Raw genomic sequence first — 14,748 nt, 5'->3', positions numbered from 1 at the left:
CTTCGTATTGGAACCGAACACATTATATTTGGGCGTAACACTGGAGTACACCGAAACACATAACCACGTCCCTTTCCTGGAAGGAAAGTCGAGTACGGGCCGGTTGGGCATCGATATCCACGCGACGGCCGGCAAGGGCGACGTCGGTTTCTGTAACACATGGACGTTGGAAATCTCCGTGGCACAGCCCGTGCGGGTCTACGCAGGCATGCCCATCGGGCAACTGATCTATTTCCACGTGGCGGGCGACATCGAAGTCTTCTACAACACCAAAGGCAACGCGAAGTACAACCGGAAAACCACTCGGCCCGTAGAGAGCATGATGTGGAAGAATGAATTTTAGCTTCCGCCGAACTCCATCAGGTAAGCCTTCAGGAAATCATCGATATCGCCGTCAAGCACCGCTTGGGTATTGGAGGTCTCTACGTTAGTACGCAAATCTTTCACCAGTTTGTAAGGGTGCAGCACATAATTCCGGATCTGTGAACCCCACTCGATTTTCTTCTTGCTTCCTTCTATTGCCGCACTGGCTTCCTGCCGCTTACGCATCTCGATTTCGTATAGCTGCGATTTCAGTAGCCGCAATGCATTTTCCTTGTTCTGCAGTTGTGAACGCGATTCCTGGTTCTTGATAATGATGCCCGTGGGCTTGTGGTGCAGGCGAACGGCCGTTTCCACCTTATTGACGTTCTGGCCACCGGCGCCGCCGGAGCGGAAGGTATCCCAATCGATTTCCGAGTCCTTCACTTCGATCTCGATATTGTCATCCACCAGCGGATATACGTATACAGAGGCGAAAGAAGTGTGCCGTTTGGCATTGGAGTCAAACGGTGAAATACGTACCAGCCGGTGTACACCGTTTTCACCTTTCAGGTATCCGTAAGCAAAATCGCCCGAAAATTGCAGCGTAACGGTTTTGATTCCTGCCACGTCTCCCTCTTGGTAGTCCTGTTCGGTCACTTTATAGCCACTACCTTCGCCCCACATGATGTACATCCGCATCAACATGCCCGCCCAGTCGCAACTCTCCGTACCGCCAGCCCCGGCCGTTATCTGCAACACCGCATCCAACTGGTCTTCTTCGGCACTGAGCATGTTCTTGAACTCCAGCGCTTCCACCTTACCCACGGCAGCCTCATATTGCTCCTGTGCCTCGCCTTCGGAAGCATCGCCAGCTTGGTAAAACTCGAACATCACGACGGTGTCGTCCACCGCCGCAGCGACCTCATCGAAGTGGTCGGTCCATATTTTCTTGCTCTTAATGGATTGCAGGACTTTCTCGGCCGCCTTGGAGTCGTCCCAAAAACCGGGCTCCAATGTGGTGGCCTGCTCACTTTCTATCTCGTTCTTGCGTGCATCGATGTCAAAGGTGCCTCCTCAGGGAAGCCGTTCTATCCCTCAAGTCCTGTATCTGTTCTTTGGTCATAAGCGCAAAGGTAGGTATTTTTGATGTTTTCGGGTTTATCTTTTTATCGTACCCCTCCTGTTATCCCGCGCCGAAAAACGCCCCTTGTTGTCTCCCCACCGATCAAGGCGCCACCATCTGCATCAATATGCCACACAGGTAACCGCCGTATGTCCCGATGGCGTAGCCGAGCACGGCGATGAAGACACCTACGGGAACCAACGCCGAGTGGAACGCGGCAGCAGTAACCGATGCGGACGCCACGCCACCGATATTACCCATACTACCGATGGCTAGGAAGAAGAAGGGGGCTTTAACCAGTTTGGCCACAATGAAAAGCAGCAGCGCATGGAAGGCCAACCAGGTGAGACCCACTAAAAACAAGCCGGGATTATCCAAAATCGCGAATATATTCATCTGCATCCCGATCGTCGCGATAAGCACATATAAGAAAACCGTCGCTACGCGCGACGCGCCTTTCGCTTCCAACCGCCGGGCCTTGGTAAACGATAAGCCGATACCCATCAACGTGGCCAGCAATATCAACCAGAAAAAGCTCGATGTGAGGCTGAATTTATCAAGCTGCGGGGCATGCATGCTTATATAGTTTGCAATACGGCCCGACAATAAATGGGCAATCCCGGTTACGCCAAAGGCAACCCCTAGCATAATGATATAGTCTTTGGTTTCATTGGGCTTCGCCGTGCCTTCCGTATAAGCCTCCATCCGCTGGGTAAGTTCCTGCACTTCATTCCCTGTCGCCTTGAAATAGCGATCAAGCTGTTGTTGCTTACCCGCTCCGTACAGCAATATGGCCATCCAGCCATAAGCCACAAACACGTCCACCGCCACGGCGACAGCAAAAATCTCTGGCGGCGGTTCAAAAATGCGGAACAAGGCGGCCTGGTTGGCCCCGCCGCCGATCCATGAGCCGGCCAGGGTGGCCAATCCCTTCCAAACCTCGCCCGACACCACCTCGGGTGCGAACAGTGAAAACAACCACACCGCAAACGGCCCGCCCAATATGATCCCTATCATACCGGTAAAGAACAACAAACCAGCGTTTCTCCGGAGTTTCCACACCTCCCGGAAATTCAAATTCAAAGTGAAAAGCACCAAACACGCCGGCAGCAGGTAATTGGAGCTCATGCTATACAGTTCGGATTCGCTGCCGGAAATGATACCGAATGAATTGAACAGTCCCGGCACGAAGTAACAGAGCAAAAGCGGTGGAAGGATGGCGTAAAATTTACGGAACCCGGCATGTTTGCTATTGGATGTGTAGAAAATGACGGCCAAGATGACCATCAATAGCCCGAATACGGCGGCGTCGTCAGTAATCAGCGCGGAAGCATTTACAGTGTTATCCATGGTTGTTAATTGGCGGATCAAACTTCGTTGGTACGCGCCAAAGGTAAAAAAAAGGAAGCAGCTTCAATAGTGATTGCCGGCTTTCCTTTTTCAATATGGTTTTACTGCTGCAGATTCAGCCGGATAGGCAAGGTGTACGCCACCCGTACGGGCCGGCCATTTTGTACACCCGGCGACCACTTGCTGCTGCTTTGCAATACACGGATGGCGGCTTCACCTGTGCCATACTTTAAATCCCGGATAATCTTCATATCGGTAAGACTGCCGTCGCGTTCCACTACGAACGCCACCTGCACAATACCATTCACCCCAGCCTCAATAGCCTCTTGGGGATAGTCATAGTTATCGCCAATATATTGCATAAAGGACCGCATTCCTCCCGGTGGCTTGGGGTCGATTTCGACCGACTGGAAAATCAGGTCCTTTGGTTCCCCCTCCTGCTTATTTTCCGCTTCCGGCTTATTCTCGCCAACACGTACCTGCACCACTGTCGGTTCGGGGAATCTTTCTTTTTCGGTCGTAGCACTTGTTTGATCGCTCTTTCGCGGAGCGGGTTGAACCCGTGGGGGCGGCGGGGGTTGATAGCCCATGATAACGATCTCGCCCAACGCATTGTACCCGCTGGGAGCCGAAGGTGTCGACGTATCGGTATGCTCGGTATTGGAAAGCAAAAAATGGATATACGCCATACTTTTACCCACCGGTGCGGCACGCTGCACATGCTCCAATTGAAGGGCCTTTCTCACCTCTTCCTCCTGCCCATCACCCAATTCATTGAGAAACGAGATATTTTCTATCGTGCCACCGTCGGTCTTTTCAAAGGTAAAGGCCAATATACCTTGCGTGCCGTTGCGTATGGCTTCCTCCCGATACATCACATACATACCCAAGGCCTTCTTAAACGCCGTCGCATCGACCGTTCCCGCTGTCGATGACAACATCTCCGTGGAATCAGTATCTCCCCCGGCCTTACCTTGATGGTTACACGCCAACGAAAAAACAAGCATCCCCGCCACGACCGGCAACAGGGCCACGTAGCGCCAGCCGTGGCGATTGGGCGACTTATCGCGCAACAGCATGGCAATCCGCCGCTTCAACAGGTTGCTGTTTGAAAACGGGTTGACCAATGCTGGGCCGCTTACCCCCATAGCACGCGATACCAACAACTCGGCATATGCAAACTGATCGTTGGCAGCGGTCCGCCCATCGGCGATGTATTCGTGCTGCAACCGCAAAGCCCGTTCATAAAGGTATATCACCGGATTGAACCAGTTGAGTATCTTAACCACCTGCATCACCACGATATCGGCACTGTGCCACTGCCGTGCATGCACCCGCTCGTGGTGGGCCATCTGATAACTCCCGTATGCCGCGTGGTCCACCCGTATCATGCCGAAAAAGGAAAATGCCTGCCCCGCCCTGCCGCTTCGTAGCGCACGGATGGTCGCAAACACCTGCAACAGCACCAAAAATGCCGCAATGCCACAGCCTGCCCGATATAGCAAAGGAAGGTAAGCGACGGCCGACGACGGAGACGCAGCAACGCCCACCTCGCCGGCAACCGGCCCGGATGCCGCCCCCCCCAATTCGACCATGGGCAACTGATATTGGTATACCACACTGTCGTCAAAACCGGCGTATTCGGCAAGCGGTAGCGTAAACGCCAGCAACAAACTCGTAAGCAAATAGATACGATTCCCCTGAAAGAAGGTTTCCCGACGCAAAAAGAGGTAATAAAAGCCGTAGAAAACACAAAGGTATAAGTTGGCTAACACTAAATACATCATAACATTAAGTTTTAATCGTGAACGGTTGGGTGATGCCGCTACTTCTTTTTCTTCTTCGCGTCTTCAAGCAGCTTCAGCAATTCATCGGCATCCTTCAGGTCGAGCTTCTGCTCTTCAAGGAAGAAAGAGAGCATGTTCCTCGCCGAGTTGTCGAAATAGCCGTGGAGCAGCTTACCCGCTGCAAACGTGCGGTAGTCTTCTTTGGAAACCACTGGATAATACCGATGGCTTTTGCCGAATGCCTCATGCCCCACAAATCCCTTGGTTTCCAATATCCGCACAATGGTAGATACCGTATTGTAAGCCGGCTTGGGCGTGGGTAGCCGCTCGATAATGTCTTTTACAAAACCTTTTTCCAGGTTCCATAACTCCTGCATGATTTGCTCCTCCGCACGTGTCAATTCCTTGAGTTCCTTCATCTGTGTATTTTATTTTTTTGTTAAGTCCTTCCCATTTACATAACCAAAGGTACAAACTAATAAATTAGTTTTCCAATTAATTTTTTAGTTTTTTTTATCGAAGCATTGAAATGCCGGGTATATCCCAATCTTTTTACGTTCGGATGAACATCCCATCGAGAAATTTATCCGTACTTTGCTGGCAACAAAATAGACGGGAATACATGAAGATCGGTATCGTATGTTATCCCACCTTTGGTGGAAGCGGCGTAGTCGCTACAGAATTGGGCAAGGCCTTGGCTGCTAATGGGCACCAGATTCATTTCATCACCTATAGCCAACCCGCCCGGTTGGATTTTTTTTCGGAAAACCTCTACTACCATGAGGTCACGATTTCCAAATATCCGTTGTTCGATTTCCCACCCTACGAACTTGCATTGGCGAGCAAGTTGGTGGATGTGGTCCGTTTCGAAAAACTGGACATACTGCATGTACATTATGCCATCCCCCATGCCTCGGCGGCGTTTATGGCCAAGCAGATACTGGCCACCTACGGCATCAATATACCGGTGGTAACCACATTGCACGGCACAGACATCACCTTGGTGGGCAAAGACGCCAGCTACAGCCCGGTGGTTACCTTTTCCATCAACCAGTCGGATGGGGTCACGGCCGTTTCCGAAAACCTGAAAGCGGAGACGTTGGACCATTTCGACATCAAGCGCGAAATCCGTGTTATCCCCAACTTTATCGATTTGGGTCGCTTCAACCTGCAACCACGGCAACATTTCAAACAGGCCATCGCCCCCGGCGATGAGCGCGTGCTGGTGCACACCTCCAACTTCCGCAAGGTGAAGCGCACCACCGATGTGATCCGTATCTTCAAGAAGGTGCAGGAGAAAATCCCCAGCAAGCTGCTGATGGTGGGCGACGGACCCGAACGGACCGCAGCCGAGCAGCTGTCGCGCGAGCTGGGTGTGGCCAACGATATCCGTTTCCTCGGCAAGCAGGATGCCATTGAAGAAATCCTTTCGGTATCCGACCTTTTCCTCATCCCCTCCGGTTCGGAGAGCTTCGGCCTCGCCGCCTTGGAAGCCATGGCCTGCAAGGTCCCTGTCATTTCGTCGAACTCGGGGGGACTACCCGAACTGAATGTCGACGGAGTAACCGGGTTCCTCAGTGAAATAGGCGATGTGGATGACATGGCCGCCCATGCCATCCATATTCTCGAAGACTGCGATCGATTGCAGCAGTTCAAGGAAGCAGCGCTAAACAGGGCGAAGGATTTCCAACTGGCCAACATCATGCCGCTGTACGAACAGTATTACCAGGAAGTCATCGCTGGCAGTTAAAAAATTTCTTTTATCTTTGGCGCTTGGAAGCCCCCTTCCAAGACAGCAAAAATATGAAATACAAGCGCATCCTACTCAAACTCAGCGGTGAGGCCCTTATGGGCGATCAGCAATACGGCATCGACATCAACCGTGTTGCCCAATATGCCAAAGACATCAAAGAAATCCACGGCAAGGGCATGGAGATTGCCATTGTCATCGGCGGGGGCAACATTTACCGCGGGCTGAGCGCCGAAAAGGCGGGGATGGACCGCGTACAAGCCGACTACATGGGTATGCTGGCCACGGTAATCAACAGTATGGCGCTGCAAGATGCCCTCGAGAAACTCGAAATAAAAACACGCTTGCTCACAGCCATCAAAATGGAACAGATCTGCGAGCCCTTCATCCGTAGGCGGGCCGTGCGCCATCTCGAAAAAGGCCGTGTGGTCATTTTCGGCGCCGGTACAGGTAATCCCTATTTTACCACGGATACGGCAGCCTCACTCCGTGCCATTGAGATCAATGCGGATGTGGTACTCAAAGGTACACGCGTAGATGGCATCTATACAGCCGACCCACTGAAAGACGCTTCGGCAACCCGGTTTGATGAAATCACGTTCCAAGATGTGTATAACCGCGGCCTCAGCGTGATGGATATGACGGCCTTTACCCTTTGCCAAGAGAACAAACTCCCCATCATCGTATTCGACATGAACAAACCCGGCAACCTGGCCCGGCTGGCCAATGGCGAACATGTTGGTACGTTAGTGCGAGAATAACTATCTTTGACCAACCATAATAAACACATAACCATGGACGAATTGATATCCCTACAGCTGGAAGATAGCACCGAACAGATGAGGAAAGCGGTGACCTTCGCCGAATCGGAACTCACCAAAATCCGCGCTGGAAAAGCCATGCCATCCATGCTCGATGGCATACACGTGGATTACTACGGTACGGCCACGCCGCTGTCACAAGTAAGCAACATCAACACCCCGGATGCGCGTACCCTGGTGGTGCAACCGTGGGAGAAGACCATGCTCGGGCCCATTGAAAAAGCCATCCTTGATGCCAACATCGGACTGACACCGCAGAATGATGGCAGTATCATCCGGCTCAATATCCCACCGCTCACCGAAGAGCGCCGACGCGATTTGGTGAAGAAAGTAAAAGAAGAAGCCGAGAAAGGCCGTGTGGCCGTACGTAATATCCGTAAGGATGCCAATGACACCATCAAGAAGCTGAAAGCCGACGGCGTATCCGAAGATGAGATCAAAGCCGGCGAAGCCGAAGTGCAGAAACTTACCGACACCTATATCGGCAAAGTAGACCAGTTGGCCGAGGCAAAGGAAAAAGATATCATGACGGTTTAACCGTTGCACCATAGACACGAAATACCCTGGACATGAGTGACGCTGGCTAGCGCGGGGCTTTTGCTCATGAGCAAAGCTTTCCAGCTAATAAGCAAAACTCTCCAACTAGTGAGCAAAGCTTTCCAGCTAATGAGCAAAGCTCTCCAGCTAGTGAGCAAAGCTTTCCAGCTAATGAGTAAAGCTTTCCAGCTAATGAGCAAAGCTCTCCAGCTAATGAGCAGAGCTCTCCAGCTAATGAGCGAAACTATCCAGCTAATGAGCAAAGCTCTCCAGCTAATGAGCAAAGCTCTCCAGCTAATGAGCGAAACTATCCAGCTAATGAGCGAAACTCTCCAGCTAATGAGCAAAACTCTCCAGCTAATGAGCGAAACTCTCCAGCTAATGAGCAAAACTCTCCAGCTAATGAGCGAAACTCTTCAGCTAGCGAGCAAAACTCTTCAGCTAACGAGCAAAACTCTTCAGATCCGTTGCAACTTTGTCATTATAATCACCTAAATCGTCCGACGAATTTGCAGACCAAAAAGGGAATTTTTATATTCGTAACGAGCATAAAACGCCATATCGTCAGCGAAAAGCGTTCGGTATATTTTTTGTCCCATCGATGTGAGTGAGCAATGATTAGCAGGCAAAAAGCAAAAGACAAACAGCAAAAGGCAAATAGCAAATAGCAAAAAAGAAGACATTATGATCAGTTATTGGATTATTTTCGGCGGTATCATGCTCGTAAGCATGATCGTGCAATGGCGCTTTAAAAGCAAATTCAAGAAGTATTCGGAGACACCGCTCAGCAGCGGGATGACCGGCAGGGACGTGGCAGAGCAAATGCTGCATGACAACGGGATTTACGACGTGCAGATCATTTCTGCCCAAGGGCGGTTGAGCGACCACTATAACCCCGCCAACCGTACCGTTAACCTAAGCCCTGAGGTATACAGCGGCCGTAGCGTCGCCGCAGCAGCTGTGGCAGCCCACGAATGCGGCCACGCCGTGCAGCATGCCAAGGCATATTCTTGGCTGCAATTCCGTTCAGCAATGGTACCCATTGTGAGTGTGGCTTCCAACCTGGTTACGTGGGTATTGATGATTGGTGTACTGTTGATGATATTCATTCACAACCCCTATGTACTCGCCGTCGGCGTGGCCGCACTGGCCATTACCACGATCTTTTCGTTCGTAACGTTACCCGTGGAGTTCGATGCATCTAAACGCGCATTGGCATGGCTCGATAGTAAAAACATTACCCATAGCAGTGCGGAGCATGCGGGTGCAAAGGACGCACTGTGGTGGGCGGCAATGACGTATGTGGTAGCAGCCCTGTCGTCTTTGGTAACCCTCCTCTACTACGCCAGCATGCTATTGGGAAGGCGGGATTAACGATTCTTTTCATAATTTAGGTATGTCCGCCTGCCCCTTGGGGTGGGCGGACTATTTTTATAACAGATTTTGTACCTTTGCACCTCGTTCCATTTATATTTTATAACGGACAATGTTTCAGAACCTACAGGATAAGTTAGATCGGGCCTTCAAGGTATTAAAAGGCCAGGGGAATATTACTGAGATCAACGTCGCGGAAACCATGAAGGAAATCCGCAAGGCATTGCTCGATGCCGACGTGAACTACAAAACCGCTAAGGCATTTACCGATGAGGTGAAACAAAAGGCCCTGGGGCAGAACGTGCTCACCAGCATCTCACCCGGCCAATTGCTCACCAAAATCATGAACGATGAGCTGACCGAACTGATGGGCGGTTCGACCACCGAATTGGATTTATCCAGCAATCCCACGGTTATCCTCATCGCGGGGCTCAACGGTGCGGGTAAAACCACCTTTTCCGGCAAGCTGGCAAAATACCTCAAAGAGAAAAAGGGTAAGAAACCGCTGTTGGTAGCCGGCGACGTATACCGGCCGGCGGCCATCGACCAGCTCGAAGTGCTCAGCCAACAGGTGGATGTACCGGTGTATACCGATAGGGAATCCAAAGACCCCATCGGTATCGCACAAGCGGGCGTTGCCGAGGCCAAGCAGAAAGGGTATAATGTGGTCATCGTCGATACGGCCGGCCGCCTGGCCATCGACGAAGCGTTGATGAACGAAATATCGGCGGTGAAAGACGCTACGAAACCACATGAAATCCTCTTCGTAGTGGACGCCATGACCGGCCAGGACGCCGTGAATACGGCCAAAGCTTTCAATGACCGGCTCGATTTCACTGGCGCGGTGCTCACCAAACTGGATGGCGATACCCGAGGGGGCGCTGCCTTATCGATCAAATCAGTCGTCAACAAACCCATTAAATTCATCGGTACGGGCGAGAAGATGGAAGCACTTGATGTGTTCCACCCCGACCGGATGGCCTCGCGTATATTGGGCATGGGCGACGTGGTATCGCTCGTGGAGCGTGCACAGCAGCAGTTCGACGAGAAAGAGGCCGCCGAGCTGCAACGTAAGATACGGAAGAACAAGTTCGACTTCAACGACTTCAAGAGCCAGATACAGCAGATCAAGAAGATGGGCAACATGAAAGACCTCATGGGAATGATACCCGGTGTAGGCAAGGCCATCAAAGATGTGGAAATCGACGACGACGCCTTCAAACCCATCGAAGCCATCATCAACTCCATGACGCCTTATGAGCGGGAAAACCCCGACGTGATCGACCAGAAACGCCGGGCACGCATCGCCAAAGGATCGGGCACGGAACTAGTGGAAGTGAACAAACTGATGAAACAATTCGGCGACATGCGCAAGGTGATGAAGCAAATGTCTAATCCTGCCGCCATGGCCCGCATGATGCGGGGTGCACCCAAAATGCCAATGGGGAGATAAAAAAAATCACTACCTTTGAATCATGGATGACCCGGCGCAGATAACCGAATTCGGAAAAATACTCCTCATTGGAGTGGCGGGTCTTTTATTGGTATTATTCACCCTGTTATTGGGCCGTATCGTGTCGCCCAAGAAACCTACGCCCCAAAAACTGAGCACCTACGAATGTGGTGAGGAAACCGTGGGAAACGCATGGATACAGTTCAATCCGCGTTTCTACGTCATTGCCTTGGTATTCCTGCTGTTTGATGTCGAGCTGCTGTTCATCTTCCCGTGGGCAACCGTTTTCGGACAACAGGAGCTGATGGCTGCGGATGTACGGTGGGGCTGGTTTGCGCTGCTGGAAATGGCACTATTCGTGGGGATACTGATCATCGGTTTGGTATATGTATGGAAGAAAGGCGACCTGGAATGGATAAAGCCCAATCCAGTGATGCCGCGCGTGGACGTACCCATCCCGTTATCAGCATACGATCGGCTGAACAGCAGCCTATACCGTGTGCGGAAATTCAACCCCGACACTGTGGCCCCTACTACGGCCAAGCCGGCTAACGCCGGCGGCGAGGCCAAGAAGCCGAATTTTCGGCCCACCTTCAGAAAACCCGGAACGACACCATCATGAGCATCGACAAACAACTGGAAAGCAACGGGGTGGTCATCGCCAAATTGGATGACCTGCTCAACTGGGCACGGTTGTCATCCATGTGGCCCATGAGTTTCGGCATCGCCTGCTGCGCCATCGAGATGATGGGAGCCATGGCTTCCACTTACGACCTGGACCGGTTCGGCGTGTTTCCGCGGCCGTCGCCGCGGCAATCGGACGTGATGATCATTGCCGGCACCGTAACCTTCAAGATGGCCGACCGTATCCGACGGCTTTACGAACAGATGCCCGATCCTAAATATGTCATTTCCATGGGTTCTTGCTCCAACTGTGGGGGGCCCTATTGGCAACATGGCTACCATGTGGTTAAAGGGGTAGATCGCATCATTCCCGTAGATATTTATGTGCAGGGATGCCCGCCGCGGCCCGAAGCGCTCATCGGCGCCTTCCTCGAGTTGCAGAAAAAAATAGAAAAGGAACACATCGTGGGCGATAAACTGCAATCCTCACACGCATAACCTTCAATGTAATTTCAATCTTCATCATGGCAAAAGATTTTTATGGCGAACTGAAATTGGGAATCCTCGGTGGCGGGCAATTGGGCCGCATGCTCATTCAGGAAGCCATCAATTTCAATGTGAACGTACACGTACTCGATCCCGACAAAAACGCGCCGTGCCGCAACCTTAGCAACCAATTCATACACGGCGCACTGGATGACTTCGACACGGTCTATATGTTCGGAAAAGGACTCGACATGGTAACCATCGAAATCGAAAAAGTGAACGTGGACGCGCTCGAAAAGCTGGAAGAAGAAGGTGTGGTGGTGTATCCGCAATCACGCGTCATCCGCCTGATACAAGACAAGGGGCTGCAAAAGCAGTTTTTCAAGCAAAACGATATTCCCACGGCTCCGTTCCAGCTGATATCCTCGAAAGAGGCCCTAGCAAATGCCACGATACCCCTACCCTATATCCAAAAACTCCGTAAAGACGGCTACGATGGCCGGGGGGTAAAGAAAATCGTCAATGAATCCGATGTGGGAACGGCATTCGAGGCACCGAGCCTCATTGAACAGTGGGTCGACTTTGAAAAGGAACTGGCGATTATCGTTTCGCGCAACGATAACGGCGAGGTTGCGGTCTTCCCCTGTGTAGAAATGGAATTCAATCCCGAAGCCAACCTCGTAGAGTTCCTGATATCACCCTCCACACTACCGTTCGAGGTCCAGCAGCGGGCGGAGCTCCTGGCCAAAAAGATTGCCGAAGACCTTCAGATTGTGGGCCTGCTTGCCGTTGAGCTGTTCCTTACACGGGACGGACAGCTACTGGTCAATGAATTGGCGCCCCGCCCCCATAATAGCGGCCACCAAAGCATTGAAGGAAACTTCACGTCGCAGTTTGCACAGCACCTGCGGGCCATCTTCAATCTCGCTCCGGGCAATACGGGCACAAGGACCAACGCAGTGATGGTGAACCTGCTCGGCGAAGCGGGCCACGAAGGGCTAGCGCGCTATGAAGGGATCGAAGATATTTTAGCCATGGAAGGCGTATATTTGCACCTATACGGGAAAAAGTTCACCAAACCCTTCCGTAAGATGGGCCACGTGTGTATCGTCAATGAAAACCGCGAACAGGCTATCGCCATTGCAAGGGAAGTGCAACGGACATTGAAGGTGGTAACTTAATAGTTGATGGTGGATAGTTACCGATCGGTGTAATGAAATCGAGAAAAGCAATTAGCAAACGGCAAAAAAGCAAAAAACAAACTGCAAACAGCGGATGACAACAAAAACAACGATACCGGAAGTAGGCATTATCATGGGCAGCAAATCGGACCTGCCCGTGATGCAGGATGCCGTAGAGATATTGAAAGTGCTCGGTGTAAACACGGAAGTATCCATCGTATCGGCACACCGTACACCCGACCGCATGTATGATTATGCAAGAAGCGCGGCTTCCCGCGGGCTGAAAGTCATCATCGCCGGCGCTGGCGGTGCAGCCCACCTTCCCGGCATGGTTGCGTCCATCACCCATTTGCCGGTCATCGGTGTTCCCGTAAAATCATCCAACTCCATCGACGGATGGGACTCCGTGCTCTCCATCCTGCAGATGCCCAATGGCATCCCCGTTGCTACCGTAGCGCTCAATGCCGCAAAAAACGCGGGTATCCTGGCCGCACAGATCCTCGCGGTGTCTAATGAACAACTCGCCCAGAACCTATTGGCCTACAAGGCGGAATTGGCGAAGAAGGTGGTTGACAGCGCGAAAGAACTGGAATCGTGACTACCCCATGGCGGGTAGTCGGTATCCGTTATGGTATTCCGCGGCCAGCAATCTATTCGCCGCCTTACTGGTGAAGCGTTCCTTCTTCGCATCCCAGTAGATTTTCTCGCCCGTGCGATAGGCAATATTACCCATCTGTGAAAAAATGGCGATATGAGCACCGGCGGTGATGGGCGCGTTGAGGTCTTCCAGTTTCCGTGAGCGAACCACGTCGACGAAATTGGTGGTATGTTTGTCTACCCCACTATCCTGGCTTTTTTGAAACGGAACAGCCTCCATCCGGTCCCCTTCGGGGATGACCTCCCAACCGCTACGGTTAAGCACCAATGTGCCTGAATTGCCGATGAATGCCACGCCGTGATTACGCCCATAGGGGCCACCGTCGATGCCGTTTGCATGCTCCCATTGCACGGTGAAGTCGTCAAACTCGTACGCCGTCGTGAGCGTATCGGGTGTCTCGGCCGCATCATCAGGGTAGGCGAATTTGCCCCCCGTTGCCATAATAGATTTGGGCGTGGTTGCCTTCATGCCAATCAGGGCAAAGTCGAGCATGTGTACCCCCCAATCGGTCATCAGTCCACCGGCATAATCCCAAAACCACCGGAACTCAAAGTGGAAACGGTTGGGGTTGAACGGCCGCTGCTCAGCAGGCCCCAACCAGCGCGTGTAATCCACTCCCTCGGGCGCCGGACCGTCGGGCTTAACCGGAATGCTCTTCATCCATCCTTGGTAGGCCCAGGCTTTCACCAGGCGGATTTTTCCCAGCTTGCCCGAGTGTACGAAATCGACCGCATCCTTGAAATGTTGCTGGCTTCGCTGCCATTGCCCTACCTGCACAACGCGGTTATATTTGCTAGCCGCAGCCACCATCGCTTGGCATTCGGCAATGGAGTTGCCCAATGGTTTTTCCACATAGATATCTTTTCCGGCTTTACAGGCGTCCACTAGCTGCAGGCAATGCCAATGGTCGGGAGTACCGATAATCACTACATCCACATTCGGATCGGCCAGCAGCTCCTCGTGTTTTCCGTATAACCTAGGTGCGATACCACGCCCCTTGAGTTCCGCCGCGCGTTTATTCAGCACATTCGCATCCACGTCGCAAAGTGCCGTGCATTGTACCCCCGGCACTTTCAGCATGGAGTTGAGATCTGCCCACCCCATGCCATTGGCACCGATGAGGCCCACCCGGACGGTATCTTGGAGGGTATCTCCCATGGCGAACGCCCGCGGCCATGCCGATGCGGCACCCACCGTCGCTGCCAACGTTGTCATTGTGCCTAAAAACTTCCTTCTACTTGTATTCATATCATCTATTATCATAAAAGGTGCAAATTATCCGACCAAGATAAGAAAATATC

15 protein-coding genes are annotated in these 14,748 nt (G+C 52.1%); 10 read left to right on the top strand and 5 right to left on the bottom strand.

Annotated features, from left to right (window positions below):
• A partial coding sequence (locus ACO1NT_RS16425; protein ID WP_449049822.1) for a dCTP deaminase occupies nucleotides 1-343 on the top strand: 343 nt, incomplete at its 5' end.
• Here the strand turns inward: ACO1NT_RS16425 and prfB are convergent.
• The 4 genes from prfB to ACO1NT_RS16405 all read right to left on the bottom strand — a co-directional run bounded on the left by prfB (nucleotide 340) and on the right by ACO1NT_RS16405 (nucleotide 4,982).
• A protein-coding gene (gene prfB, locus ACO1NT_RS16420; RefSeq protein ID WP_449049821.1) for a peptide chain release factor 2 occupies nucleotides 340-1,426 on the bottom strand; the annotation gives its coding sequence in 2 pieces (ribosomal slippage) (nucleotides 340-1,365 and nucleotides 1,367-1,426; 1,086 coding nt in all). The two genes, ACO1NT_RS16425 and prfB, sit on opposite strands and share 4 nt — an antisense overlap.
• Before the next feature lie 102 nt (nucleotides 1,427-1,528).
• Nucleotides 1,529-2,776 (bottom strand): DUF819 family protein, encoded by a 1,248-nt coding sequence (locus ACO1NT_RS16415; protein ID WP_449049820.1) that lies wholly within the window; start codon nucleotides 2,774-2,776, stop codon nucleotides 1,529-1,531.
• Nucleotides 2,777-2,877: 101 nt separating this feature from the next.
• The gene (locus ACO1NT_RS16410) at nucleotides 2,878-4,563 is read right to left on the bottom strand and encodes an energy transducer TonB (RefSeq protein WP_449049819.1); all 1,686 of its coding nucleotides are present in this window, start codon (nucleotides 4,561-4,563) and stop codon (nucleotides 2,878-2,880) included.
• Nucleotides 4,564-4,601: 38 nt separating this feature from the next.
• Entirely contained in the window at nucleotides 4,602-4,982 is a 381-nt protein-coding gene (locus ACO1NT_RS16405; protein WP_449049818.1) for a BlaI/MecI/CopY family transcriptional regulator, read from the bottom strand.
• Between the two features lie 203 nt (nucleotides 4,983-5,185).
• On the opposite strand from ACO1NT_RS16405, the gene bshA reads away from it, so the two are divergent.
• The 9 genes from bshA to purE all read left to right on the top strand — a co-directional run bounded on the left by bshA (nucleotide 5,186) and on the right by purE (nucleotide 13,387).
• Nucleotides 5,186-6,313, top strand: a complete 1,128-nt coding sequence (gene bshA, locus ACO1NT_RS16400) for an N-acetyl-alpha-D-glucosaminyl L-malate synthase BshA (protein WP_449049817.1) — start codon at nucleotides 5,186-5,188, stop codon at nucleotides 6,311-6,313.
• Between the two features lie 53 nt (nucleotides 6,314-6,366).
• Nucleotides 6,367-7,074, top strand: a complete 708-nt coding sequence (gene pyrH, locus ACO1NT_RS16395) for a UMP kinase (protein WP_326324761.1) — start codon at nucleotides 6,367-6,369, stop codon at nucleotides 7,072-7,074.
• Between the two features lie 33 nt (nucleotides 7,075-7,107).
• Complete coding sequence (gene frr / locus ACO1NT_RS16390) at nucleotides 7,108-7,671, top strand: ribosome recycling factor (RefSeq protein ID WP_449049816.1); 564 nt, start codon at nucleotides 7,108-7,110, stop codon at nucleotides 7,669-7,671.
• 684 nt (nucleotides 7,672-8,355) lie between these two features.
• Nucleotides 8,356-9,045, top strand: a complete 690-nt coding sequence (locus ACO1NT_RS16385) for a zinc metallopeptidase (protein ID WP_449049815.1) — start codon at nucleotides 8,356-8,358, stop codon at nucleotides 9,043-9,045.
• Nucleotides 9,046-9,157: 112 nt separating this feature from the next.
• Nucleotides 9,158-10,498 (top strand): signal recognition particle protein, encoded by a 1,341-nt coding sequence (ffh, locus tag ACO1NT_RS16380; RefSeq protein ID WP_449049814.1) that lies wholly within the window; start codon nucleotides 9,158-9,160, stop codon nucleotides 10,496-10,498.
• A 22-nt stretch (nucleotides 10,499-10,520) separates the two neighbouring features.
• The gene (locus ACO1NT_RS16375; RefSeq protein WP_449049813.1) at nucleotides 10,521-11,120 is read left to right on the top strand and encodes an NADH-quinone oxidoreductase subunit A; all 600 of its coding nucleotides are present in this window, start codon (nucleotides 10,521-10,523) and stop codon (nucleotides 11,118-11,120) included.
• The gene (locus tag ACO1NT_RS16370; protein WP_449049812.1) at nucleotides 11,117-11,620 is read left to right on the top strand and encodes an NADH-quinone oxidoreductase subunit B; all 504 of its coding nucleotides are present in this window, start codon (nucleotides 11,117-11,119) and stop codon (nucleotides 11,618-11,620) included. The genes ACO1NT_RS16375 and ACO1NT_RS16370 overlap by 4 nt, the downstream gene beginning before the upstream one ends.
• 26 nt (nucleotides 11,621-11,646) lie before the next feature.
• On the top strand, nucleotides 11,647-12,789 hold the full coding sequence (locus ACO1NT_RS16365) for a 5-(carboxyamino)imidazole ribonucleotide synthase (RefSeq protein ID WP_449049811.1): 1,143 nt from the start codon (nucleotides 11,647-11,649) through the stop codon (nucleotides 12,787-12,789).
• Between the two features lie 94 nt (nucleotides 12,790-12,883).
• The gene (gene purE / locus ACO1NT_RS16360) at nucleotides 12,884-13,387 is read left to right on the top strand and encodes a 5-(carboxyamino)imidazole ribonucleotide mutase (RefSeq protein WP_449049810.1); all 504 of its coding nucleotides are present in this window, start codon (nucleotides 12,884-12,886) and stop codon (nucleotides 13,385-13,387) included.
• Here the strand turns inward: purE and ACO1NT_RS16355 are convergent, their stop codons facing one another.
• Nucleotides 13,388-14,695 (bottom strand): Gfo/Idh/MocA family protein, encoded by a 1,308-nt coding sequence (locus ACO1NT_RS16355; protein WP_449049809.1) that lies wholly within the window; start codon nucleotides 14,693-14,695, stop codon nucleotides 13,388-13,390.
• Nucleotides 14,696-14,748 lie beyond the last annotated feature (53 nt).

This window comes from Parapedobacter sp., from assembly GCF_053550995.1.
Note: the sequence above shows the minus strand (reverse complement) of the source record. Positions and strands in the feature narration are given on the sequence as shown.

Bases quoted from the DNA above. Each gene is read 5' to 3' on its own strand.
- ACO1NT_RS16355 (WP_449049809.1), bottom strand. From the start codon at position 14,695: ATGAATACAAGTAGAAGGAAGTTTTTAGGCACAATGACAACGTTGGCA.
- ACO1NT_RS16370 (WP_449049812.1), top strand. From the start codon at position 11,117: ATGAGCATCGACAAACAACTGGAAAGCAACGGGGTGGTCATCGCCAAA.
- ACO1NT_RS16385 (WP_449049815.1), top strand. From the start codon at position 8,356: ATGATCAGTTATTGGATTATTTTCGGCGGTATCATGCTCGTAAGCATG.
- ACO1NT_RS16405 (WP_449049818.1), bottom strand. From the start codon at position 4,982: ATGAAGGAACTCAAGGAATTGACACGTGCGGAGGAGCAAATCATGCAG.
- ACO1NT_RS16365 (WP_449049811.1), top strand. From the start codon at position 11,647: ATGGCAAAAGATTTTTATGGCGAACTGAAATTGGGAATCCTCGGTGGC.
- ACO1NT_RS16375 (WP_449049813.1), top strand. From the start codon at position 10,521: ATGGATGACCCGGCGCAGATAACCGAATTCGGAAAAATACTCCTCATT.
- ffh (WP_449049814.1), top strand. From the start codon at position 9,158: ATGTTTCAGAACCTACAGGATAAGTTAGATCGGGCCTTCAAGGTATTA.
- pyrH (WP_326324761.1), top strand. From the start codon at position 6,367: ATGAAATACAAGCGCATCCTACTCAAACTCAGCGGTGAGGCCCTTATG.
- ACO1NT_RS16415 (WP_449049820.1), bottom strand. From the start codon at position 2,776: ATGGATAACACTGTAAATGCTTCCGCGCTGATTACTGACGACGCCGCC.
- bshA (WP_449049817.1), top strand. From the start codon at position 5,186: ATGAAGATCGGTATCGTATGTTATCCCACCTTTGGTGGAAGCGGCGTA.
- frr (WP_449049816.1), top strand. From the start codon at position 7,108: ATGGACGAATTGATATCCCTACAGCTGGAAGATAGCACCGAACAGATG.
- purE (WP_449049810.1), top strand. From the start codon at position 12,884: ATGACAACAAAAACAACGATACCGGAAGTAGGCATTATCATGGGCAGC.
- ACO1NT_RS16410 (WP_449049819.1), bottom strand. From the start codon at position 4,563: ATGATGTATTTAGTGTTAGCCAACTTATACCTTTGTGTTTTCTACGGC.